Below are 23,766 nucleotides of genomic sequence, written 5' to 3'. Positions count from 1 at the left end.
AGATTGCCGACAAGTTTAAGAAGCGCCTCCACTACCTTGATGTCGAATTTGCCAAACTCTTCTTCTTTAATCATTTCAATCACTTTGTACGGTGAATGTTTTACTCTATATAATCTTTCCGATGTCATTGCATGGAAGACATCTGCCACTGCAAGGATTTGTGAGAATATCGAAATGGTATCCATTTTTTCTCCTCTAGGATACCCACTTCCATCAAGGCGCTCATGATGTTGAAGAATCGCAAGTTTCATATCCTGCCTTAGCAAAGGTGTGTCTTGTATCATTTTCACGCTGAACAATGTGTGCTTTTTCACTTCATTGTATTCTTCTTTCGTTAGAAACGCTGTCTTTTCCAAAATGGTAGGTGAAATCTTGGCCATGCCGCAATCCGCTAATACTCCTGCGAGTCCAAGCTGTACTGCGTCTCCTTTATCGTATCCCATTTGACTGCTGATTGCTGCCGCAAGAATACCGACAGCGACCGAATGATGATAAATGTATTCCTCAGGGTTGGAGAAATCATTCAACAAAGGAAGCATTTGTTTTTGCCTTATGAATTTTTCGAGCAATGGTAGAATGATTGCCCTTACTTTTGGAACATCTGGACGTTGACCGGATCGCCAATGACCAAATTCCCGCTTATAACTCTTAACCGCTTCGTTATAATCTTTGCGAAGCTGATACATGCTTACTGGAATATTGTCCAGTACCTCCTCTGCATTCATGGAAGGAGTTTTCTCCGATTCAGGGATATCCTTCTGTGTGACCCGCTCCTCAACCTTTACACGTTTCACTCCAAATGCATGTAATACTTCAATATGTTCCAACGAAATTTCTGTATCCTTTCGCATAATTGGATACATCGTCTTGCCGTAAACATCCTCTTTTAGCAAAATTCCAACACGCAGCTCACTGATCGTTTTATATACTTCCATCTCTACGGTGTCACCACTTTCCGATCATCTCTTAAGGACTATCATACTGCAAATATTCAAAATAGACGATAGAAAAAAAGTTATTGAGTGGCATTTTGCCGACTCAATAACTTTTTAAGTCAATCCTCTTCAGGTTCCTCTATATGATCTGTTTCTATTTCGTCTACCATATCTACTTCAGAGCTACTATCGATTTCGTCGCTCTCTTCATGCTCTTCGTGTTCCTTCTCGACTTTTGCAACTGTCGCGACAAGCTCGTCTTCTCCAAGACGGATCAGACGGACGCCTTGCGTGCTACGGCCGATTGAGGAGATATCTTCAATATCCATTCGAATAAGGATGCCATGGATCGTGATCAGCATGAGGTCTTCAGAACCATCAACAGTTTTCATTGCTACAAGCTGACCATTACGCTCAGTCACATTCAACGTCTTCAATCCATATCCGCCACGGGACTGGATACGATATTCATGTTCCGGCGTCCGTTTTCCGAACCCTTTTTCGGTGACGACAAGAATTTCATCGCCTTCCGATACAGTATCCATACCGACCGCAATATCCCCTTCGCGTAATCGAATTCCACGTACGCCGCTTGCTACACGGCCCATCGTACGGATATCACGCTCGTCGAATTTGATAAGCATTCCATCGCGCGTACCGATTGCGATATTCTGATCGCCATTTGTCATTTTCACGCCGATCAATTCATCATCGCCGCGTAATGTCAGAGCAATCAGCCCGTTGGAACGGATATTGGCAAAATCGGCAACCGATGTACGCTTAACAATGCCGCCGCGCGTTGCGAAGAAGAGATATTTATCTTCCTCGAATTTCTCGACCGGAATCATTGCTGTAACTTTTTCATCTTTTTCGACATCCAATAGATTAATGATTGGAAGCCCTTTTGCCGTCCGGCTGAATTCCGGAACTTCGTATCCCTTTTTACGGAATACCCTTCCGCGGCTCGTGAAGAAGAGGATCGTATCATGTGTCGAGGTGTTCAACAAATGCTCGACAAAATCGTCGTCATTCGTTCCCATGCCTTGGATGCCTCTGCCTCCTCGACGCTGACTCCGATACGTGCTTGCAGGAAGGCGTTTAATATAGCCGTTATGCGTCAATGTAAGAACTGAGTTCTCAACTGGGATAAGATCTTCATCCTCAAGCATTTCTGCGCCGCCGCTTCCAATTTCAGTCCTGCGATTATCGGCGAAACGGTGCTTCACTTCAAGCAGTTCCTCCCGAATGATATCAACCACTTTTTCCTCGTCTGCCAGAATTGCACGCAACTCGGAAATCAAGACAAGAAGCTCTTGGTATTCATTCTCGATTTTATCGCGTTCCAATCCAGTTAGACGTTGGAGACGCATGTCGAGAATCGCCTGGGATTGTCGTTCAGTCAAGCTGAAACGTTCCATCAAACCGGTTTTCGCTTCATCGGTTGTCTTTGAGCCTCGGATCAAAGCGATAATTTCATCGATATGATCGAGTGCGATCCGCAGACCTTCCAAAATGTGTGCCCGGTCTTCCGCTTTGTTCAACTCATACTGAGTACGTCTGCGGATGACCACTTTCTGATGCTCTAAATAATGATAAAGGATTTCTTTAAGTGATAAAATTTTCGGCTGTCCGTCAACAAGCGCAAGCATGTTAATGCCGAAGCTCGATTGCAAGGCCGTATGCTTATAAAGGTTATTCAACAATACGTGTGCATTTGCATCTCTACGGACTTCGATGACGATACGCATTCCCGTCCGATCGGATTCGTCTGCCAAATGAGTGACGCCTTCAATTCGCTTATCACGGACGAGCTCAGCAATCTTCTCGATGAGCCGAGCCTTGTTCACCTGGTAAGGCAGCTCAGTCACAATAATTGTTTCTTTGCCGTTCGATTGTTGTTCAATCTCCACTTTACCTCTGATGATAATTGAACCGCGCCCGGTTTCATAAGCTCTCCGAATGCCGCTTCTTCCAAGGATGATGCCGCCAGTCGGAAAATCCGGACCTGGAATGATTTCCATCAGTTCCTCAGTAGTGATTGCCGGATTATCCGCCATCGCTAGCACACCGTCAATCGTTTCGCCTAAATGATGAGGCGGAATGTTCGTAGCCATTCCGACCGCAATCCCCGACGTTCCGTTTACGAGCAAATTCGGGAAACGGCTAGGAAGAACAATCGGTTCTTTCTCCTGGCCATCATAGTTATCTTGGTAATCAATTGTGTCTTTATTAATGTCACGCAGTAATTCCATGGCGATGCGGGACATTCTCGATTCCGTATAACGCATCGCTGCAGCCGCATCTCCATCTACAGAACCGAAGTTTCCGTGGCCATCGACGAGCATATAACGATAATTGAAATCCTGCGCCATTCTGACCATCGTGTCATAAACAGCACTGTCGCCATGTGGGTGATACTTACCGATTACATCCCCGACGATACGAGCTGATTTCTTATGTGGTTTATCCGCAGTGTTCCCAAGATCCTGCATCGCATAAAGAATACGGCGGTGGACAGGCTTCAGCCCATCCCTCACGTCAGGCAATGCCCGGGAGACGATAACACTCATCGCATAGTCGAGAAAGGATGTCTTCATCTCCGTACTGATGTTAATGCCTTGGACACCACGTTTTGGCATATCTGCCATATTGTCAAACTCCTTTCAACTCAGGCGCTTTTCATGAACAGCCTGTCAACTGAACAAAGCCCCGTCTGTCGCAGGTCCATGTTCCATATCTATTTCCTAGTATTGAGTAAATCAAGTATCCAGATTCTTTACATACATCGCATTTTCTTCGATGAATTTGCGTCGTGGTTCAACTTCATCACCCATCAATTGCTCGAATGTCAAGTCTGCTTCGAAAGCGTCATCAAGATGCACTTGTAGAAGTGTACGCTGATCCGGATCCATCGTCGTCTCCCATAATTGGGTGGCGTCCATTTCTCCAAGACCTTTATAGCGTGTAATGACCGGTTTCGGTATGGAAGAGAGTCGATCTAAAATTGCTTGCAACTCCACTTCGTCGAAACAGTATTCCTCATGTTTACCTTGTTTGACCCGGTAAAGCGGCGGTTGTGCGATGTAGACGTAGCCTGCTTCGATCAAAGGCCGCATGAAACGGAAGAAGAATGTCAATAATAACGTTCGAATATGCGCTCCATCGACGTCAGCATCCGTCATGATGACGATTTTATGATAACGTGCCTTCGAAAGATCGAACTCGTCCCCGATGCCTGTTCCAAGCGCAGTAATCATCGTTCTGATTTCTGCATTGCCTAAAATCCGGTCCAATCTTGCTTTTTCAACGTTGAGGATTTTACCTCTCAATGGCAGGATCGCCTGGAAATGGCGGTCACGACCGCTTTTTGCAGAACCGCCCGCCGAATCACCTTCAACGATATACAACTCGCTGATTGCAGGATTACGTGAAGAGCAGTCCGCCAGCTTTCCTGGAAGGCTTGATACTTCCAATGCCGATTTCCGTCTTGTCAGCTCACGGGCATTCTTTGCAGCAATCCGTGCTCTAGCAGCCATGAGGCTTTTATCAATAATCAGGCGTGCGGTGTTCGGATTTTCCAGAAGGAAGCGTTGGAAACCTTCCGCGAACAAGGCATTTGTGATCGTACTCACTTCAGAGTTTCCAAGTTTCGTTTTTGTCTGTCCTTCGAACTGTGGATCCGGATGCTTAATCGATATGATTGCGGTCAAGCCTTCGCGGACATCGTCGCCGGAAAGGTTGGGATCCGATTCTTTCAACATTCCATTTTTCCTTGCGTAATCGTTGACGACGCGTGTCAATGCCGTCTTAAAGCCGGACTCATGCGTTCCACCTTCATACGTATTAATATTATTGGCGAATGATAAAAGGTTTTCAGCATAACCGCTATTGTATTGCATTGCAATTTCAATAGAGATGCCGTCCTTTTCGCCCTCTATGAAAATCGGTTCCTCGTGGATCGGTTCCTTGTTTTGATTCAAATGTTCAACATACGATTTAATTCCACCTTCGTAGTGGAATGTATCCGTTCGCTCCTCTTCGCCACGCTCATCTGTAATAGTGATGCGCAGTCCTCTATTCAAGTAGGCAAGCTCACGTAGGCGATGGGCTAAAATTTCATATTCATAGACCGTTGTTTCAGTGAATATTTCCGGATCGGCTTTGAATCTTGTACGTGTACCTGTTTTATCGGTTGTTCCGATTACTTCAAGCTCTTTTACGATAGCCCCTCTTTCAAATCGGATGAAATAAACCTTTTCATCTCGGCTGACATACACTTCAGTAGCTTCGGAAAGTGCGTTCACGACAGATGCGCCGACACCGTGCAACCCACCCGAAACCTTATATCCTCCGCCTCCGAACTTACCGCCGGCGTGAAGAACCGTCATAATGACTTCAACGGCTGGTCTACCTGTAGACTCCTGGATTCCAACAGGGATACCACGCCCATTATCGTCGACACGGATCCAGTTATCTTTTTCAATCGTTACTTCAATATGATCGCAATAGCCCGCCAAGGCTTCGTCGATACTATTGTCTACAATTTCCCATACGAGATGGTGAAGCCCTCGCGAACTTGTTGTACCGATGTACATGCCCGGACGTTTACGGACAGCTTCCAAGCCTTCGAGGACCTGTATCTGATTCGCATCATACGCTGTCTGCAATTCTTTTTCTTCCATAGCCAAAATGTTCACCTTTCCTTTCCGAACATCAATCTAAGCTTTTATTACTGTTAAACAGGAGTTGTTTTATTTCCCTTTATCACTAACCGTACCCGCCGATACTTCATACAGCTCTGCTTCACGTATCGTCTCATGGTCGATTCCTGCTATATTCGTCGTTGTGACAAACGTCTGGACCTGACCTTGCATCGTGCTCAGCAAGTGTGACTGCCGGTAATCATCAAGCTCGGATAGAACATCATCCAAAAGGAGAACCGGAGTCTCTCCGACTTCCTGTTTAACGAGATCTATTTCCGCAAGTTTAAGGGACAGCGCAGTTGTCCGTTGCTGCCCTTGTGAACCGTATGTTTGGATATCATAGCCATTCACAAAAAAATGGAGATCGTCACGGTGCGGTCCGATCAGTGTCATACCGCGTTCCAACTCACGACGTCTCACCTCGTGCAATTTTTGGCTGAGTATTTCTTCCATCTGTTCAGCAGTCTGCCCAGAATCCAACTCTTTTAAAGTCCCATACGTCACTTTTAGCTGCTCGATCCCTCTGGAAATCCCTCTATGGATCGGTTCCGCCCATTTCTGGAGCAATTCAACGAAATAAAACCGTTTCCGGATGATCTGAACAGCCAACTGTATATATTGTTCTGTATAAATATCGAACATGACGTCCGTAAAATCCAATTTACCGCGATGATCTTTGAGGATTGCGTTCCGTTGCTTTAAGACCTTTTGAAAAGTCAGCAGGTCATGGAGATAGACGGGGGAGATTTGTCCGATTTCCATGTCTAAAAATCTTCTTCGGACCTGTGGACTTCCCTTTACAAGATTCAAGTCCTCCGGAGCAAACATGACGACATTAAGTTGACCGATATACAGGCTGAGGCGATTTTGTTCCAAATGATTAACCCGCGCCTTCTTGCCTTTTTTCGATATCGTCAATTCAAGTGGAAGACGTCCATATTTTCGTTGGATGTCCCCTTCTATTTTACCATACTCTTGTTCCCAACGTATAAGTTCACGATCGTTGGAGGTGCGATGCGATTTCGCCATCGATAAGACATAGATCGCCTCCATGATGTTCGTCTTTCCTTGTGCATTTTCTCCAATCAGAACGTTGATATGCGGGGAAAAGGATAGCTCTAGAGAAGAGTAATTCCGATAATCCGTTAAAGCTAGTCGTTCAATGTACATCCGATTGACCGTCTGTGGAAGTGGATATTTTGAATTTACCTGCGCCTGGAATGGTGACGATATCCCCGTCATAAAGCTTTTTGCCTCGTCTGCGGTCAACTTCGCCGTTCACGTAAACAGTATGTTCCTCCAAATACCATTTGGCCATGCCGCCGGAGCTTATGCAATTCGACATTTTCAGCAGTTGACCTAATGTGATGAATTCAGTATCGATTTTCATGAGTTCCATCCGCTTCAATCCTTCTTAAAAGTAGTCTGTTCTTCTATTTTACCGAACTTTCATCAGTAAGTAAAAATGTAAATGAAAAATAAAGAAACAGGCGAAGGAAAACGGTTTGAATTCCTTGCCTGCTGTGAATAAACAGTCCTGTGATTCTTAAAATGTCCTGACAGGTAAAATCAATTGTAAAATTGCGTCGCTATCCATTGATTTCAAGATGAACGGTCTCATCGCACCTGTGAAATGGATTGCGATATCCTGTCCTTCGATTGCTTTCAATGCATCCATCATATATTTTGCGCTGAAGGAGATTTTTAACTCTTCACCGTTCACATTAATCGCCTCGATCAATTCCTCGACCTTACCAATTTCAGGAGAGTTGGATGAAACTTCAATGACATCGCTGCCGTCTGCGGAGAATCGAACGATATTATTCCGATCTTCACGAGCAAGTAGAGAAGCACGGTCGATTGCTTGCAATAGTTTACGGCCATTTACTTGTACAGTCGTTTTGTATTCTGAAGGGATCAATCTTGAAGTATCGGGATAATTCCCCTCTAAAAGTCGTGAATAAAACAGTACGTTCCTCGTTTTGAATAACACTTGTTGGTCCGCAATGACGATTTCGACAAGATCTGAATTATCCGGAAGGATCTTATTCAGCTCTTGAAGGCTTTTTCCAGGAATGACAACGCTGAACGGACTTTCTGGCATCATTTCAGGAACGATTTCTCTTCTTGCAAGACGGTGGCTATCTGTCGCTACACAGACGAGCTTCTCTTCATCAGTTTCCCAATGTACACCTGTCAAAATCGGACGTGTTTCTTGCTGAGATACGGCGAAAACAGTTTCCTTAATGATCGATTTCATCAAATCAGACGGTAAGGAGAAGCGATATTCGTCCTTTACGTTCGGAAGAACAGGATATTCATCCGAATTTGAACCGATCAAATGGAATTCGGATTTTCCTGATTGAATATGAGTTTGCATGTTTTCAACTTCAATCGTCACATCATTCGTTGGTAATTTCCGGACAATTTCACTGAAGACTTTTGCTTGAAGAATGATTGAACCTGATTCATTGACACGGATAATTTGCTCACCATCTTGTTCAACAGGGATGAATGTGCAAATTGTTATATCTGAATCACTTCCAGTCATCGTCAAACCTTTATCATTCACATCAATTTTTACGCCGGTCAAAATGGGGTTCGCCACTTTTGAACTGATTGCTTTCATGACATCATTCAATCCTTCGAGCAACCAATCTCTCATTATTTCAAATTTCATTTTGCACCCTCGCTTATATATTAATTAGTTAAGTAATAAAGATAGTAATAGTAATAGGGGCTGTGGAAATGTGGATAAGCCCTGAAATCCTATACGCTAGAAAACAATTCACATGTGTATAATATGTGCACATCTTGTTTCGATTTAATCAAGTTATACACATGTGGATTTATTAGCCCCGCCCTAGAATACTTTTAATATCCTGAATATCTTGCTGCAGATTTTGATCATCTTTCAGTTGTTTAGAGATTTTTTCATGTGCATGGATAACGGTAGAATGGTCTCTCCCGCCAAATTCGGAACCTATTTTCGGCAAGGAGGAATCCGTGAGTTCACGTGAAAGATACATGGCAATTTGACGAGGGAATGCGATCGCTCTCGTCCTTTTTTTAGCCGTGAAATCTTCCAGCCGTATATTGTAATGTTCCCCAACTGTTTTTTGGATATCCAATATGCTTACAGTCCGCGGACGGGAATTAGGGATGATGTCTTTCAATGCTTCCGCTGCAAGGTCTGTCGTAATGTCCATATTGACGAGCGAAGAATAGGCCACGACGCGGATCAGGGCCCCTTCCAACTCACGAATATTCGTATCGATCTGATTAGCGATATAAAGCATTACTTCGTCAGATATATCGAGCAATCCATCGGCCTTCGCTTTTTTACGCAAAATGGCTATACGTGTTTCTAGATCAGGCGGCGCGATATCCGTTATCAAACCCCATTCGAAACGGGATCTGAGGCGATCTTCTAACGTCGGTATTTCTTTTGGAGGACGGTCGCTGGAGATAATGATCTGCTTTGACTCTTCATGCAATGTATTGAATGTATGGAAAAATTCCTCTTGGGTCTGTTCTTTTCCGGCGATGAATTGAATATCGTCAATTAACAGGACATCTACGTTCCTATATTGATTTCTAAAATCGCCAGCTTTGTTATTCATAATCGAATTGATGAATTCATTCGTGAATTTCTCTGAAGATAAATAAACAACTTTGGAGGACGGGTCTTGTTCCATAATATAATGCCCGATTGCGTGCATGAGATGGGTTTTTCCAAGTCCCACTCCGCCGTAGATGAATAAAGGGTTATATGATTTAGCTGGAGCTTCAGCTACAGCGAGTGATGCGGCGTGAGCAAACCTGTTGCCCGAACCTATGACAAATGTGTCGAATGTATATTTTGGGTTCAACATGACAGATGCTGATTGGATAGCTGATTTGTCTGCCTGTTTAACTGCCGGTTTTGGGACTTGAAAATCTTTTTCTTCCATTTCTTTTGGAACGACGAAATGAATGAGTCGATCTTCCCCTGTCAATTCCGAGAGGATGCCTGTGATCAAATGCACATAATGAGTCTCAAGCCAATCCTTCGCAAACGAATTTGGAACAGCAATCGTAACGTTCTCATCGCCGTAGGACATCAATTTTGTCGATTTGAGCCAGGTTTCAAAACTCGGCCTTGAAATTTTGTCTTCAATTTTCGACAAAACATCGTTCCATAATTTTTCAAGCTGATCCACTCGTGGGCCTCCTTTACATAGAAAATAAAAAAACACAGGAATATGTATTATACACAGAATTCGCTCCTGTGGATAAGAAATATCCAAAAGTGTTGAAAAAATTATCCACAACCTATCAACAATTGTGGATAATAAAATGGGCTTTTTAATTTGTTAACAGCAAAATCCTCTATATTGTATCAAGAAACTATAAGAATGACAAGGGATTCTATGAGTTACTAACAGTAGCGGCAATTGTGGAGAATTACTTTATCCACAGGCTTTTGTATGTGTAAAAGGTGTAGATAAGACCTGTGCATAAAAAAATCGGGAAAAATTTCTATGAACATATTATTGGTTTGTCGATTTTTGTAGTTGTGGATAATTTATTTTGTCGAATGATAGGGTAGATATCATAATACAGACATACTCGTGAAAAACTGCATGCGAAAAAAACGGTTGACATCTTTGACTATGCCCTTTATACTGTTCAAGACTGTCATATTGTTAAGGGACAATGCAGGAGGTGTCTTTAAATGAAACGTACATTCCAACCAAATAAACGTAAACGTAGTAAAGTTCACGGCTTCCGTGCAAGAATGAGCTCAAAAAGCGGTCGTAAAGTTCTCGCTGCTCGTCGTCGCAAAGGAAGAAAAGTGCTTTCAGCATAAGACCACTGTACCCAGTGGTCTTTTTTTTTACTTATACTTATATATGTGGAATCAAAATTTATGTTGAGTGAATACTAATTTGCTGATTGAAGCGGAAGGCGGCGCCTGGATCGTACAAGTTCTTGTCCAGCTCCAGGCGCTTTTCGTTAGGAGGTGAAGGGTTTGAAGAAACGTCAGCGAGTCAAAAAGAACGAAGACTTTCAAAAAGTGTTTAAAAAAGGCAAGTCCGTCGCAAATCGGCAATTCGTCGTCTATTCCTATAGGAAAGAAGAGCAACAGGAGTTCAGAATCGGGTTATCCGTCGGCAAGAAACTAGGAAATGCGGTAACGCGTAACCGCATTAAACGATATATCCGACAAGCCTTTCTGGAAATGAAGGACGAGCTAAAAAATGATCGTGACTATGTTATTATCGCCAGACATCAGGCGGCCACACTTGATTTCCATGAAACGAAAAAAAGCTTGCAACACGTATTAAGAATTGCAAAAGCGTTCAAAAAGAAATAAGAAAGAGCCGTAATTGAGTAAGAAGTAGAACGTAATAAATGTTCATGATAAACTGAAATCATCGATATTTCATAGAAACAGATTTGGGGGAACCGATTTGAAAAAAAGAGCCACGTTATTACTTATGCTGACCGTATTGTCAGTATTCCTAGCTGGATGTTCGGAATTCAATCAACCGATATATGAAACGAGCGAAGGTTTTTGGAATAAATACATCGTTTGGCCAATAGTATCCTTGATTGTCACATTCAAAGACCTATTGGGGACATACGGATTAGGAATCATCGCTGTAACAATCATCATCAGACTTGTCTTGCTTCCATTAATGATTAAGCAAGCTCAAAATTCGAAGCGGATGCAGCAAATGCAGCCGATCTTGAACGGATTGAAAGAGAAATACAAATCGAAAGATGCTGTAACACAACAAAAATATCGTGAAGAAATGCAAAGAGTGATGACAGAGCAGAAGATCAATCCTGCTGCAGGATGTCTGCCAGTTTTGATTCAAATGCCTATCATCATCGGCCTTTACCATGCAATTAGCAGGATGAATGCCACACCGGAAATCGAAATTGGAAAATTCCTTTGGTTCGAACTTGCAACACCAAGCATTACGCTAGCAATTGTCGCTGGTCTCATGCAGTTTATCGTATTGCGGACAGGTCCTGCGATGGACAATCCACAAATGAAAGTAATGATGTATATCATGCCATTTATGATCATTATTTTCGGTACATTCCTACCAGCAGCACTAGCACTTTATTGGGTTATCGGTAATATCATTTCAATTATCCAGAATATCTTCATTTACAAACCATTCAAGAAGAAAGAAGTGGAACCTGTAAAAGTAGGAGGGAAAAGGAAATGAATAAGATAACGCGAAAAGGGGCGACCGTGGAGGCTGCGATAGCAGCAGCCTTACAAGAGCTCAATGTCACGCGTGATGAGGTCGATATTGAAATAGTGGATACTGGGAAAAAAGGATTTCTCGGATTTGGTGCAAGAGAAGCCGAAGTAACCGTCTCTTTTAAGGAAATGGTTAAGCAAGAAATGAATGAACGTGAAGAGAAGAAAGAAGTAGTTCAGAAAGAAAAAACAGAGCCGGCAATTGAAGAAGAAGTGGTTGAAATCCCCGTCGAGCCAGCTATGCAAATCGTTGAAATGGAGACCGACAATGCAGCGGTTTCAGATGAGCGGGCAATCAACGAAACGAAAGTCTATGTAACGGAAATTGCTAAGGCGATGGGCATCGACGATCTAGTCGTCAATCATCAAATGGATGGGAAGTATCTTTCCTTCCAGCTGGAAAGTGAAAAAGCTGCTTTCCTGATCGGCAAACGCGGTCAAACATTGAACGCATTACAACAACTGGCACAGTTAGTTGTCAATAAAACATCCGAGCAGTTCAAGGTCGTTCGTCTAGATGTAGGCGACTATCGTGAGCGCCGCGAACAATCATTGGAGCAATTTGCAGAACGGATGGCCGACCAAGCCGTTCGAAATGGAAGAAAAGTTCAACTTGAGCCGATGCCTTCGTATGAAAGGAAAGTCATTCATAATGCATTATCGAACCGATTGGACATCGAAACATATTCGGAAGGTACGGATCCGAACCGTTACCTTGTTATCGAGCCGATTAGTTAATTAGGAAACCTCGTGAGATGATCACGGGGTTTTTATTTGCCTGGAATCAAGTATTTTAACGACAAAAAAGCGGATAACGATGGGAGTTAAGTCCCGAAATGATCATTACCCACTATGATTGCTCCATAACTGCCCTGAACTCGCACATAATTACATTAAACTCGAGCAAAACACCCCGAACCTCGCTTATAATCTCCCGAAACTCATGAAAAAATTTTTTCCATCGATCACTTTAAAACTTATCCACAATTTTTTAGCCCGATAACTATGAGAGTGGCTGGATTTGTGATATTATATATTGTCAGATAGTCAAGTCAAAACAGGTTATCCACATGTGGGTAACCGATGTAGGAAGGTGAAGAGTTTGCATTATGATACAATAGCCGCCATTTCAACTCCAATGGGGGAAGGGGCTATCGCCATCGTCCGGCTAAGTGGAGATGAGGCTATCGGCATTGCAGATCGAATTTTTCGTTCTCCGTCAGGGAAAAAACTTGCGGATGAACAATCACATACAATCCATTATGGGCATTTGACAGATCCGTCCACCGAGGAAATCGTCGAGGAAGTCATGGTATCTATCATGAAAGCTCCGAAAACATTTACCCGTGAAGACGTTGTCGAAGTGAATTGCCACGGCGGTGTGGTGGCAGTGAACCGTGTCCTCAACCTTGTGTTGAAAGAAGGAGCTCGCCTTGCGGAACCGGGCGAGTTTTCAAAGCGTGCATTTTTAAATGGACGCATCGATTTATCACAGGCGGAAGCAGTCATGGACCTCATTCGTGCGAAAACGGACAGAGCAATGAATGTTGCTTTGAATCAAATGGAAGGAAAACTTTCCAGGCTAATCGGTGAATTGCGGCAAGCACTTCTAGAAACATTGGCGCAAGTAGAAGTGAACATCGATTATCCAGAATATGACGACGTCGAAGAAGTCACCATTCCTCTTATGATTGAAAAGGGAACGTGGGTGAAGGAAGAAATCGAGAAGCTGCTGCGTACTTCATCCCAAGGTAAAATTCTTCGTGAAGGATTATCGACAGTTATCGTCGGTCGGCCGAACGTCGGAAAATCTTCATTGCTGAACAGCCTCGTTCAGGAGAATAAAGCAATTGTCACTGATATTGCGGGTACAACTCGTGATATTATTGAGGAATACGTAAATGTCAGAGGAGTACCGTTGCGTCTCGTAGATACAGCAGGTATCCGGGAGACAGAGGATATCGTCGAAAGGATTGGAGTAGAAAGATCCCGACAAGTCTTAAAAGAAGCAGATCTCATCTTACTTGTCCTGAATAGCTCTGAGCCTCTCACAGAAGAGGATATCCGGCTTTTCGAAGCGACCGAGGGAATGGACATCATCGTCGTCATTAACAAAACCGACTTGCCTCAGAAGATCGATATGCAGCAAGTAGCCGAATTGGCTGGGAAAGGCTCAATTGTCACGACATCTATCCTGAAAGAGGAAGGTATCGACGAATTGGAAGAAGCCATTGCCAAGCTATTCTTCGAAGGAACACTCGAAGCGGGCGATTTGACGTACGTGTCCAATGCAAGGCATATTGCATTGCTTCACAAAGCGCATAAAACTATCCAAGACGCCTTGTCCGCTGCAGAGGGCGGAGTGCCTGTCGACATGATTCAAATCGACGTCACGCGCACATGGGAGCTCCTAGGCGAAATCGTCGGCGACACCGTCCAAGACAGCCTCATCAACCAGCTGTTCTCTCAATTTTGTTTAGGTAAATAAAAGCGAAGGGAGGCGTTTAGCCTCCCGGAGTCTAGATAGTAACTTTAAAAAACGCAATAGACACGGAAAATTTATATATTAGGAAGGATGAACGAACATGCCACAATTTGAAGCAGGCACGTTCGATTGTATAGTCATCGGAGCAGGCCATGCCGGCGTCGAAGCCGCATTAGCTTCTGCGAAGATGGGTGCATCGACATTGGTGCTAACAATGAATCTTGACATGATCGCTTTCATGCCATGCAATCCGTCACTTGGAGGCCCTGCAAAAGGGATTGTCGTCCGGGAAATTGACGCGCTAGGCGGAGCGATGGGGAAAGTAATCGACAAAACACACATCCAAATGCGGATGTTGAATACAGGGAAAGGGCCAGCTGTCCGTGCACTACGTGCACAAGCGGATAAAGTCCTCTACCAACAAGAAATGAAACGCGTCCTTGAAGAACAGGAAAACTTGACGCTCCATCAAGGAGTCGTTGAAGAGTTGATCGTCGAGGACGGTGAAGTAAAAGGGCTCATCACGCAAATCGGGGCTGTCTACCGTGCAAAAACGGTCATCATTACGACAGGAACTTTCCTTCGTGGAGAAGTCATCATCGGCGACTTGAAATATTCAAGCGGTCCGAACAACCAAATGCCGGCAATCAAACTTGCCGAAAATCTGCAAGAACTCGGATTGGAAACAGTACGTTTCAAAACCGGTACACCTCCGCGAATCAACGGAAATACAATTGACTACAGCAAAACGGAAATTCAACCAGGTGACGATGTACCTCGGGCATTTAGCTACGAAACTACGCAATTCATCATGGACCAACTTCCTTGCTGGTTAACATACACAACACCAAGAACACATGAAATCATTAATGAAAACCTTCACCTCTCCCCGATGTATTCAGGGATGATCAAAGGGAAGGGACCGACCTATTGCCCTTCAATCGAGGACAAGATCGTCCGTTTTGCGGATAAGTCACGTCATCAGATTTTCTTGGAGCCTGAAGGCCGGAATACGAAAGAATATTACGTCCAAGGACTTTCAACTAGCTTGCCTGAACATGTTCAACGGAGACTGATTGAAAGCGTTCCGGGACTAGAGAAAGCGGAAATGATGCGTGCGGGATATGCTATCGAGTATGATGCAATTATTCCAACGCAGCTTTGGCCGACGCTTGAAACGAAAAAAATCAAAAATCTATACACAGCCGGTCAAATCAACGGTACATCCGGTTATGAAGAAGCAGCTGCACAAGGCATCATGGCGGGCATTAATGCAGCGAGCAAAGTAGTTGGCAAAGAAGAAGTCCTTCTTGGAAGATCGGATGCTTACATCGGCGTTTTGATTGATGACCTCGTAACGAAAGGAACGAGCGAACCATATCGTCTTCTTACGTCTAGAGCGGAATACCGTCTCTTGCTGCGCCATGATAATGCGGATCTGCGTCTCACGGAAATTGGATACAAACTTGGGATGATCAGTGAAGAGCGTCACGAGAAATTCCTTCTTAAAAAACAGCAAATCGAAGAGGAAATTGAACGACTTCGAAAAGTGACGATTAAACCAAGTGAAGCAGTACAAGAAATTATCCGCGAATCCGGCGGTACAGAGCTTCGCGAACCAATGAAAGCGGCGGATCTACTGAAACGTCCGGAAATGAAGTATGAACAAATCATTACTGTTGTGCCAGCTGAAGAAGAAAAATCTGAAGAAGTGGCGGAGCAAGTCGAAATCTTCATCAAATATGAAGGTTATATCGAAAAATCGATGCAGCAAGTGGAACGCATGAAAAAGATGGAGAACAAAAAAATACCTGATAACATTGATTACAATGCTATTACAGGCATCGCCAAAGAGGCGAAAGCAAATCTCTCCGCTGTCAGACCGTTATCCATTGCGCAAGCATCTAGGATTTCCGGTGTAAATCCAGCAGATATATCAATTTTGCTTGTTTATATCGAGCAAGGGAAAATTGCAAAAATTACTGGTTAACATCATGTGACTGATGTGGGATAAGTCCGCATCAGTCTTTTTTTAGAAGGAGGATCCAAGGTGAACGAAGAACAATTTATCGAAGCATTGAAAGAGCAGGGAATAAGTCTCTCGGATCATCAGCTTCAACAATTCGGAAAATATTTCCAAATGTTAGTTGAGTGGAATGAAAAAATGAATCTAACGGCAATAACGGATGCACCATCTGTTTATCTAAAACATTTTTATGATTCCATCACTGCAGCGTTTTACACAGATTTGACAGGAAACAAGTCTATTTGTGATGTAGGAGCAGGAGCAGGATTTCCGAGTATTCCTTTAAAAATCTGCTTCCCGGATTTAGCCGTTACAATTGTAGACTCTTTAAACAAAAGAATTACCTTCTTGACAGAACTTGCTGAAGCACTTGAAATTAATAACATAAATTTCATCCATTCTAGAGCAGAAGATTTCGGTCAAAATCCGAAATACCGTGAGCAATTTGATATTGTAACTGCCCGTGCCGTTGCCCGTTTATCTGTCCTATCGGAACTCTGTCTGCCTCTTGTGAAAGAGGGAGGGATTTTCATTTCCATGAAAGGGGCGGCTGCAGAAGAGGAATTGCAAGATGCAAAAAAAGCAATCAACATCCTTGGAGCTGAACTCGTCGAGAAGTTTTCTTTCAATTTGCCAATGGAGGAAAGTGAAAGAAATATATTCATTTTGAATAAAGTGAAAAAAACACCTAAGAAGTATCCTCGAAAGCCCGGCATCCCAAATAAAACGCCAATCAAATAATTGTTTCACGTGAAACAATATCTACTTATCCTGAATTTTAGTCCATGTGAAAAATGGAGGGCAGGTGCTCTTGAAAATATTGCATCTGTCTTTACACTACCTTTTTATTACAGAGACTAGTAACATAAGTTATAGTATTGTAATCTTATAGAATTCTACACTTTAATAAGTAATAAAGAGGATATATAATAGATATGACGAAATAGCTATTAACGATGAGCAGTTTTGTAAAGGTGGGTGCCGGCGATGAAAAACACGTTTTCACGGTTTTTTGGTAGTGGAGAAAAAGAACCTGATTTACAGAACACAGATAAAACTCCACAAGAGAAAGTTGATCAAGTAAAGATAGATTTAATTAAACCAAATAAATATCAACCGCGTACTATTTTTTCAGAAGAGAAAATTGAAGAACTAGCGCGCACAATTCATACACACGGAGTCATTCAACCGATTGTCATCAGGAAAAGCGACGATGGTTATGAAATCATAGCAGGTGAACGAAGATTCCGAGCAATGAAAAAATTAGGTTGGGAAGAAGTACCAGCCATTATTCGTGATCTCGATGATAAAGAAACAGCATCCATTGCTTTGATTGAAAACTTGCAGCGTGAGGAATTAACGGCAATCGAAGAAGCGTATGCATATGAAAAATTACTTGAATTGCATGGTTTAACGCAAGAAGCTTTAGCGCAAAGGCTTGGGAAGGGACAATCGACAGTCGCCAATAAGTTGCGTTTATTGAAACTACCTGATGAAATCAAAAATAGTATTCTTTCGAAGGAGATATCCGAAAGACATGCAAGGGCTTTGATTTCCGTGAAGGATGTAGAATTGCAGCATAAGCTATTCAAGGTGGCGATTGAGGAACAGCTCAATGTAAAGCAATTGGAAGAGCGGATTCAGCAAGCCTTGAACCCTGTTGAAGAAGAGAAGGAAAAAAAGAAAGTTGTCAAAAGGAAATCGGTCAGCAAAGACGTACGAATTGCATTGAATACAATTCGGCAGTCATTGGCGCTAGTTACGAAAAGTGGAATTGACGTAAAAACAGAAGAAGAAGATACAGAGGATTTCTATACAATCACTGTTAAAATACCGAAAAAGAAATAGAAAACAACATAGTATTCTCGTAATGAGTGCGAGATGACTCTTGCTTGACTGAAGCAGGAGTTTTTTTGCGCTATACATTACCACGACGTACGATTTTTTGATAAACTAGTAAAGAGTAACTGAAAAAGAATGAATCTATTCATTATTGAAGAAAGCTTTTTGATAGATGAGTGAGAAAGCAGGTGCAAGTGTGGGTAAAATTATAGCCATTGCCAATCAAAAAGGAGGAGTTGGTAAGACAACCACTTCGGTAAATCTTAGTGCTTGCCTTGCACATATCGGCAAAAAGGTTTTGTTGATAGATGCCGATCCACAAGGAAATGCAACGAGCGGGGTAGGGGTCAATAAAGGAGACGTACATCAATGCATTTACGATATGTTAATCGATGATGTCAACATACAAGAAGTCATTCACCAGACGAAGATGGAAAATCTCGATATCGTACCAGCAACCATTTCATTGGCAGGGGCGGAAATCGAATTAGTCTCAACCATTTCAAGGGAAGTACGAATGAAACATGCGATCCAAGAAGCAAAAGAATTATATGATTATATTATTATCGATTGCCCGCCATCGTTAGGATTATTGACAATCAACTCATTAACCGCTGCAGATTCTGTCATCATTCCGGTCCAATGTGAATATTACGCATTGGAAGGGTTGAGCCAATTGCTTAGTACAATCAGGCTTGTCCAAAAGCATTTGAATGAAGGCCTTACAATAGATGGAGTATTATTGACAATGTTCGATGCGAGGACAAATTTGGGAATCCAAGTCATTGAAGAAGTGAAGAAGTATTTTCAAGATAAAGTGTACGGAACGATCATTCCACGAAATGTACGACTAAGTGAAGCGCCAAGCCATGGAGAGCCGATTATCATTTATGATTCAAGATCGAGGGGCGCGGAAGTATATTTAGAGCTGGCAAAGGAAGTGGTGCACAATGGCTAAAGGTCTTGGTAAAGGATTGAATGCTTTATTTCCAGATGAGTCTTTGACGAAAGCAGAGTCAATCGAGAATATCCGATTGAAAAGCATTAAAGTGAATCCGTATCAGCCAAGGAAAATATTTGACGAGAATGCAATTCAAGAATTAAGTGAGTCAATTAAAGAACATGGGATTTTACAACCGATCATTGTCCGAAAAGTAGGGACGATGTATGAAATTGTAGTCGGAGAAAGACGTTTTAGAGCAGCCAAGATGGCAGGATTAGCGGAAATCCCGGCAGTCGTCCGCCAACTGACAGATGAAGAATCGATGGAAATGGCGATTCTCGAAAACTTGCAACGCGAAGATTTGACGCCAATCGAGGAAGCGGAAGCTTATCAAAAGTTGATGGATAACCTCAGTCTTACGCAGGAGCAACTTGCATTTCGATTAGGGAAAAGCCGTCCCCATATTGCAAACCATGTCCGATTGCTAAGTTTACCTGATAAAGTACGTAAGATGATTACAGACGGGAAACTTTCAATGGGACACGGACGTACATTGCTCGGACTCCGGAAGAAAGAGCAAATTCTATTAATCGCTGAAAAGACAATTAGTGAAGGCTTGAACGTCCGCCAACTGGAAAAATTAGTTCATCGAATTAATGAAGATGTTCCACGTGAAACAAAGCTAGAAAAGAAAAACATTTTCTTGGAAGAGCAAGAGTCGCACTTGAGAGAATATTTCGGAACAAATGTGACGATAAAGAAATCAAAAAACAAAGGTAAAATCGAGATCGAGTTTTTCACAGAAGAGGATCTTGAAAGAATCCTAGAACTATTGAACGAATAAGCCTGTACCTATTTTGCATAACGCAAAATAGGTATTATTTTTAGCAGATGGAAGTGAAAAACGATGATTTTACTCGGTTCGATTATAAATGCCTTGTTAATAATAGTAGGAGCTATGCTTGGCCGTTTTCTATATAACATTCCAGAACGGATGAAAGAGACCGTTATGTACGGAATCGGCTTGGCGGTAGCGGCGATCGGCATCCAAATGACATTTGAAAGTACTCAAATATTAATTGTCATCATTAGCATTGTTTTAGGTGCAATCGTTGGGGAATGGATGAATCTTGATGATAAAATCAATGCATTGGGGAAATGGATCGAGTTGAAACTGCCTTCCAAAAAAGAAGGACCTGGTATCGCTCAAGGTTTTGTCACGGCAACTCTTATCTTCGTTGTCGGTTCAATGGCTATTATCGGAGCGATAGACAGCGGATTGCGCAATGACCATGATGTATTGATCATGAAGGGGATAATTGATGGATTTACCTCTGTCATTCTTAGTTCTACACTTGGTATCGGTGTTATGATCGCGGCAGTCCCGGTATTCCTTTACCAAGGTCTAATTACGATATTTTCAACGCAAATTAGCCGCTTCATCCCAGATGAGTTGTTACAATTTTTCATTTCCGAAATGACTGCCACAGGTGGCTTAATGATCATTGGAATTGGATTGAACCTAATTGGGATTACAAAAATCCGAGTGGCAAATCTCATTCCAGGAATCGTCATTGTCGGCATCATTGTAACAATCGTTCATTTCCTGTTTTGAAACGCCCATAAGCTAGTTGAAGGGAACGGGAAATGATTCGGCTCATTTCAAACGGAAGATGCAGCCGAGTGCTTTGCAGGACAGCCTGTTCCATGAACCCCGATATATTGACGACTCCTTTGATAGACAAATCACCGACAGGCGGCAATTCTTTACCGACGGCTTTGCCTGGAAAGAGTGGTCCTTGATTGAAAAGTAAATGGCCGATTGAATCGCTTCTTCCTAAACATGCATCGATTGCAACGATGAAAGGGGAGGGGGTCATTGCTAAGCGCTCATCTAATTGTTGTTGCAAATTAAGGGCGTGCAATGGCTTTTCCAATGTTCCGACGACGTGAAATGGAAAAAGTAAAGACTCTGATAAATGAGAACCGGTCAACGGACCTAATGCATCTCCCGTAGATCGATCCGTTCCAATGCAAAAGAAAGTTAAAGAGTCTTGATGAAAAGGAATATGTTCAAGGAAATATGTGCTGAGCTTCCAAACAGCGCCTGTTTCATTATAATGAATACGGTAATCATAATCAGTAGAAAGTGCTGTGTGCATGACAAAACCCCATTCTATATTTAGTAGTCCATTAATTGATTGTGTAAAAGTATACGCGGCTACATGAGGATTTATACGGAAAGGTATGATGCGGATGACAGAATCGCTAAAAGATTTTATAAGGAAACTGTTATTTGACGAGGAAACAGAAAAAGTTCGTAAGTTCATATTTTCTGAAGATACATGGTTTTCATTTATAGAGCTCTTAATTAAGATTGTCTTTATCATCGCCATCTCTGTACTTGTCATCCACGTTGGCAAGTATATTATTCGAAGGATTTTTAAAATTAAATTAAAAGGTCCCATTCGAAAAGAGGAGCGTCGGGAACAGACATTGCTCAAGCTGCTCGAGAACGCGCTCAGTTATGTCATCTCTTTTTCCGCGATTTTGGCGATCCTTCAAGAGTTTAATATTGATGTAAAGGGACTTCTTGCAGGAGCAGGGGTACTAGGCCTCGCTGTTGGCTTTGGCGCACAGAGCCTCGTGAAAGACGTCATCTCAGGATTTTTCATCCTTTTTGAAGATCAGTTTTCTGTTGGCGATTACGTCAAAATTGGCACTGCTGAAGGTACTGTGGAAGAGATTGGACTGCGAACAACGAAGATCAAAAACTTCACTGGTGAGCTTTTTATTTTACCGAATGGAACAATTGCTCAAGTCATCAATTATTCATTGAAAAACTCTTTGGCCATTGTAGATGTAACCATTCCATTTGAAAATGGCATTGAGAAAGTAGAAAAGTCGATTGATGCATTTCTCGAATCAATGAGCAAAGACAATCCGGACTTACTAGGAAAACCGAAATTGATTGGAGCCCATGATTTTACAGAGGATGCCGTCATCGAAAGAATTATCGTTGAAACGCTGCCAATGCGCCATTTCGATATTGCGAGGAACATAAGCATGGGGATCAAAAAGCATTTGGAACAGGAAGGAATTGAAATCCCATATCCTACACTTGTCTCAAAATCGTTCAACAACGCGTAAAGAAATAGGAAGGAGTGAGTGGTAAGTGGAAAAAGAGTTTCAATTAAAAGATGTTGTGGAAATGAAAAAACCACATCCATGCGGAACGAATGCATGGAAAATAATACGGATGGGCGCCGATATACGGATAAAATGTGAGGGCTGCGGCCATAGTGTCATGATCCCACGCAATGAGTTTGCTAAAAAGATGAAAAAAGTGCTGATTAAGGCGGAAACTGAGCAAAATTAGACAGGAACGCCAACAATTCTTATAATAGAAGAGTTGCAATGATGATTATGAAATTGACCTATATGAAAGGTTGGGAAATATATGGCGTTAACAGCTGGTATCGTCGGTTTGCCGAACGTTGGGAAGTCGACTCTATTCAACGCAATTACAAAAGCGGGAGCAGAAGCTGCCAACTATCCATTCTGTACGATTGATCCGAACGTTGGAATTGTAGAAGTGCCTGATGAAAGGCTTCAAAAATTGACGGAGCTTGTTGTACCGAAAAAGACAGTACCGACAGCTTTTGAATTTACTGATATCGCAGGGATTGTCGAAGGGGCTAGCAAAGGAGAAGGGTTAGGGAATAAATTCCTTTCCCATATCCGTGAAGTTGATGCGATTTGCCAAGTCGTTCGTTGTTTTGATGATGAAAATATTACACACGTATCAGGAAAAGTGAATCCGATTGATGACATCGAAGTCATCAACTTGGAACTCATCCTTGCTGACATGGAAAGCGTAGACAAGCGTTTGACACGTGTATCCAAAATGGCGAAGCAGAAAGATAAAGATTCGATGGCGGAGGAACCAGTTCTGCTTAAACTGAAAGAAGCATTCGAGAATGAAAAACCTGCCCGTTCCGTCGAATTGACACCGGAAGAATTCCAACTCATTAAAGGCATGCACCTCCTGACAATTAAGCCGATGCTATATGTCGCGAACGTTTCAGAAGATGAGATTGCAGATGCGGAAGAAAACGAGTATGTCAAAATGGTCCGCGACTTTGCGAAGAAGGACAATGCCGAAGTGATTGTAGTCAGTGCAAAAGTTGAGGAAGAAATGGCTGAACTTGATGACGAAGAAAAGGCTATGTTCCTAGAAGAACTAGGCATCAAGGAATCCGGTCTTGATCAATTGATCAAAGCTTCTTATCATTTATTGGGCCTCGCCACTTATTTCACAGCTGGCGTCCAAGAAGTCCGCGCTTGGACATTCCGAAAAGGAATGAAAGCACCACAATGTGCAGGGGTTATCCATACAGACTTCGAACGTGGTTTCATCCGTGCAGAAACGGTTTCGTATGATGCACTCGTAGAAGCAGGATCCATGGCAGCCGCAAAAGAAGCAGGCAAAGTTCGTCTTGAAGGAAAAGAATACATCGTTCAAGACGGGGACGTCATGTTATTCCGTTTTAACGTATAAAATGTA

22 protein-coding genes (1 of these 22 running past the window's edge) are annotated in these 23,766 nt (G+C 42.6%); 14 read left to right on the top strand and 8 right to left on the bottom strand.

Features of this window, described 5'->3' with window-relative positions; all coding sequences use genetic code 11:
* From AC0L13_RS20405 to dnaA, 7 genes are all read right to left on the bottom strand, one after another.
* Nucleotides 1-935 carry the 5' portion of an HD-GYP domain-containing protein gene (locus tag AC0L13_RS20405; RefSeq protein WP_473642549.1) on the bottom strand. The gene continues 163 nt to the left of window position 1, outside the view, so only the first 935 of its 1,098 coding nucleotides appear in the window; its start codon is at nucleotides 933-935; its stop codon lies off the left edge, out of view.
* A gap of 119 nt (nucleotides 936-1,054) precedes the next feature.
* Nucleotides 1,055-3,583 carry a DNA gyrase subunit A gene (gyrA, locus tag AC0L13_RS20400; protein WP_473642548.1) on the bottom strand — a complete coding sequence of 843 codons (2,529 nt, stop codon included), beginning with the start codon at nucleotides 3,581-3,583 and terminating at the stop codon, nucleotides 1,055-1,057.
* Between the two features lie 111 nt (nucleotides 3,584-3,694).
* Nucleotides 3,695-5,617 (bottom strand): DNA topoisomerase (ATP-hydrolyzing) subunit B, encoded by a 1,923-nt coding sequence (gyrB, locus tag AC0L13_RS20395; protein ID WP_473642547.1) that lies wholly within the window; start codon nucleotides 5,615-5,617, stop codon nucleotides 3,695-3,697.
* Between the two features lie 69 nt (nucleotides 5,618-5,686).
* Entirely contained in the window at nucleotides 5,687-6,808 is a 1,122-nt protein-coding gene (gene recF / locus AC0L13_RS20390; protein ID WP_473642546.1) for a DNA replication/repair protein RecF, read from the bottom strand.
* Entirely contained in the window at nucleotides 6,798-7,037 is a 240-nt protein-coding gene (gene yaaA, locus AC0L13_RS20385) for a S4 domain-containing protein YaaA (RefSeq protein WP_440498594.1), read from the bottom strand. The genes recF and yaaA overlap by 11 nt, the downstream gene beginning before the upstream one ends.
* Nucleotides 7,038-7,184: 147 nt before the next feature.
* A complete protein-coding gene (gene dnaN / locus AC0L13_RS20380) occupies nucleotides 7,185-8,318 on the bottom strand; it encodes a DNA polymerase III subunit beta (RefSeq protein WP_473642545.1) in 1,134 nt (377 codons plus the stop codon).
* A 172-nt stretch (nucleotides 8,319-8,490) separates the two neighbouring features.
* Complete coding sequence (gene dnaA, locus AC0L13_RS20375) at nucleotides 8,491-9,840, bottom strand: chromosomal replication initiator protein DnaA (RefSeq protein WP_473642544.1); 1,350 nt, start codon at nucleotides 9,838-9,840, stop codon at nucleotides 8,491-8,493.
* Nucleotides 9,841-10,355: 515 nt separating this feature from the next.
* Between dnaA and rpmH the strand changes: the two genes are divergently transcribed.
* The 11 genes from rpmH (at nucleotide 10,356) to AC0L13_RS20320 (ending at nucleotide 20,814) form a co-directional block, all read left to right on the top strand.
* Nucleotides 10,356-10,490: a 50S ribosomal protein L34 gene (gene rpmH, locus AC0L13_RS20370; protein ID WP_224654211.1), complete on the top strand. Its 135-nt coding sequence runs from the start codon at nucleotides 10,356-10,358 to the stop codon at nucleotides 10,488-10,490.
* 162 nt (nucleotides 10,491-10,652) lie between these two features.
* The gene (gene rnpA / locus AC0L13_RS20365; protein ID WP_473642543.1) at nucleotides 10,653-10,997 is read left to right on the top strand and encodes a ribonuclease P protein component; all 345 of its coding nucleotides are present in this window, start codon (nucleotides 10,653-10,655) and stop codon (nucleotides 10,995-10,997) included.
* A gap of 97 nt (nucleotides 10,998-11,094) precedes the next feature.
* Nucleotides 11,095-11,865, top strand: coding sequence for a membrane protein insertase YidC (yidC, locus tag AC0L13_RS20360; protein ID WP_473642542.1), 771 nt, complete (start codon nucleotides 11,095-11,097; stop codon nucleotides 11,863-11,865).
* Nucleotides 11,862-12,641: an RNA-binding cell elongation regulator Jag/EloR gene (gene jag, locus AC0L13_RS20355; protein ID WP_473642541.1), complete on the top strand. Its 780-nt coding sequence runs from the start codon at nucleotides 11,862-11,864 to the stop codon at nucleotides 12,639-12,641. The genes yidC and jag overlap by 4 nt, the downstream gene beginning before the upstream one ends.
* Nucleotides 12,642-13,005: 364 nt before the next feature.
* The gene (gene mnmE, locus AC0L13_RS20350; RefSeq protein WP_473642540.1) at nucleotides 13,006-14,391 is read left to right on the top strand and encodes a tRNA uridine-5-carboxymethylaminomethyl(34) synthesis GTPase MnmE; all 1,386 of its coding nucleotides are present in this window, start codon (nucleotides 13,006-13,008) and stop codon (nucleotides 14,389-14,391) included.
* A gap of 97 nt (nucleotides 14,392-14,488) precedes the next feature.
* Nucleotides 14,489-16,378 (top strand): tRNA uridine-5-carboxymethylaminomethyl(34) synthesis enzyme MnmG, encoded by a 1,890-nt coding sequence (gene mnmG, locus AC0L13_RS20345; RefSeq protein ID WP_473642539.1) that lies wholly within the window; start codon nucleotides 14,489-14,491, stop codon nucleotides 16,376-16,378.
* A gap of 60 nt (nucleotides 16,379-16,438) precedes the next feature.
* Complete coding sequence (gene rsmG / locus AC0L13_RS20340) at nucleotides 16,439-17,155, top strand: 16S rRNA (guanine(527)-N(7))-methyltransferase RsmG (protein WP_473642538.1); 717 nt, start codon at nucleotides 16,439-16,441, stop codon at nucleotides 17,153-17,155.
* 246 nt (nucleotides 17,156-17,401) lie between these two features.
* The gene (gene noc, locus AC0L13_RS20335; protein ID WP_473642537.1) at nucleotides 17,402-18,262 is read left to right on the top strand and encodes a nucleoid occlusion protein; all 861 of its coding nucleotides are present in this window, start codon (nucleotides 17,402-17,404) and stop codon (nucleotides 18,260-18,262) included.
* Nucleotides 18,263-18,452: 190 nt separating this feature from the next.
* Entirely contained in the window at nucleotides 18,453-19,214 is a 762-nt protein-coding gene (locus AC0L13_RS20330) for a ParA family protein (protein ID WP_473642536.1), read from the top strand.
* Nucleotides 19,207-20,043 (top strand): ParB/RepB/Spo0J family partition protein, encoded by an 837-nt coding sequence (locus AC0L13_RS20325; protein ID WP_473642535.1) that lies wholly within the window; start codon nucleotides 19,207-19,209, stop codon nucleotides 20,041-20,043. The genes AC0L13_RS20330 and AC0L13_RS20325 overlap by 8 nt, the downstream gene beginning before the upstream one ends.
* A 63-nt stretch (nucleotides 20,044-20,106) precedes the next feature.
* On the top strand, nucleotides 20,107-20,814 hold the full coding sequence (locus AC0L13_RS20320; RefSeq protein WP_473642534.1) for a DUF554 domain-containing protein: 708 nt from the start codon (nucleotides 20,107-20,109) through the stop codon (nucleotides 20,812-20,814).
* On the opposite strand, the gene yyaC is transcribed toward AC0L13_RS20320, so the two are convergent.
* Nucleotides 20,783-21,361: a spore protease YyaC gene (gene yyaC / locus AC0L13_RS20315; protein WP_473642533.1), complete on the bottom strand. Its 579-nt coding sequence runs from the start codon at nucleotides 21,359-21,361 to the stop codon at nucleotides 20,783-20,785. The two genes, AC0L13_RS20320 and yyaC, sit on opposite strands and share 32 nt — an antisense overlap.
* Nucleotides 21,362-21,455: 94 nt before the next feature.
* Between yyaC and AC0L13_RS20310 the strand changes: the two genes are divergently transcribed.
* From AC0L13_RS20310 to ychF, 3 genes are all read left to right on the top strand, one after another.
* A complete protein-coding gene (locus tag AC0L13_RS20310) occupies nucleotides 21,456-22,349 on the top strand; it encodes a mechanosensitive ion channel family protein (protein ID WP_473642532.1) in 894 nt (297 codons plus the stop codon).
* A 25-nt stretch (nucleotides 22,350-22,374) separates the two neighbouring features.
* Nucleotides 22,375-22,578, top strand: a complete 204-nt coding sequence (locus tag AC0L13_RS20305; protein WP_473642531.1) for a DUF951 domain-containing protein — start codon at nucleotides 22,375-22,377, stop codon at nucleotides 22,576-22,578.
* Nucleotides 22,579-22,659: 81 nt separating this feature from the next.
* Nucleotides 22,660-23,760 (top strand): redox-regulated ATPase YchF, encoded by a 1,101-nt coding sequence (gene ychF, locus AC0L13_RS20300; protein ID WP_473642530.1) that lies wholly within the window; start codon nucleotides 22,660-22,662, stop codon nucleotides 23,758-23,760.
* Nucleotides 23,761-23,766 lie beyond the last annotated feature (6 nt).

Source organism: Sporosarcina sp. QA0331 (assembly GCF_055808055.1).
Note: the sequence above shows the minus strand (reverse complement) of the source record. Positions and strands in the feature narration are given on the sequence as shown.

What these genes read in the sequence shown, in the direction of transcription:
- noc (WP_473642537.1), top strand. Translation starts at nt 17,402, where the DNA reads ATGAAAAACACGTTTTCACGGTTTTTTGGTAGTGGAGAAAAAGAACCT.
- AC0L13_RS20320 (WP_473642534.1), top strand. Translation starts at nt 20,107, where the DNA reads ATGATTTTACTCGGTTCGATTATAAATGCCTTGTTAATAATAGTAGGA.
- gyrA (WP_473642548.1), bottom strand. Translation starts at nt 3,583, where the DNA reads ATGGCAGATATGCCAAAACGTGGTGTCCAAGGCATTAACATCAGTACG.
- recF (WP_473642546.1), bottom strand. Translation starts at nt 6,808, where the DNA reads ATGTACATTGAACGACTAGCTTTAACGGATTATCGGAATTACTCTTCT.
- AC0L13_RS20310 (WP_473642532.1), top strand. Translation starts at nt 21,456, where the DNA reads ATGACAGAATCGCTAAAAGATTTTATAAGGAAACTGTTATTTGACGAG.
- yaaA (WP_440498594.1), bottom strand. Translation starts at nt 7,037, where the DNA reads ATGGAACTCATGAAAATCGATACTGAATTCATCACATTAGGTCAACTG.
- ychF (WP_473642530.1), top strand. Translation starts at nt 22,660, where the DNA reads ATGGCGTTAACAGCTGGTATCGTCGGTTTGCCGAACGTTGGGAAGTCG.
- jag (WP_473642541.1), top strand. Translation starts at nt 11,862, where the DNA reads ATGAATAAGATAACGCGAAAAGGGGCGACCGTGGAGGCTGCGATAGCA.
- mnmG (WP_473642539.1), top strand. Translation starts at nt 14,489, where the DNA reads ATGCCACAATTTGAAGCAGGCACGTTCGATTGTATAGTCATCGGAGCA.
- yyaC (WP_473642533.1), bottom strand. Translation starts at nt 21,361, where the DNA reads ATGCACACAGCACTTTCTACTGATTATGATTACCGTATTCATTATAAT.
- rpmH (WP_224654211.1), top strand. Translation starts at nt 10,356, where the DNA reads ATGAAACGTACATTCCAACCAAATAAACGTAAACGTAGTAAAGTTCAC.
- AC0L13_RS20325 (WP_473642535.1), top strand. Translation starts at nt 19,207, where the DNA reads ATGGCTAAAGGTCTTGGTAAAGGATTGAATGCTTTATTTCCAGATGAG.
- gyrB (WP_473642547.1), bottom strand. Translation starts at nt 5,617, where the DNA reads ATGGAAGAAAAAGAATTGCAGACAGCGTATGATGCGAATCAGATACAG.
- dnaN (WP_473642545.1), bottom strand. Translation starts at nt 8,318, where the DNA reads ATGAAATTTGAAATAATGAGAGATTGGTTGCTCGAAGGATTGAATGAT.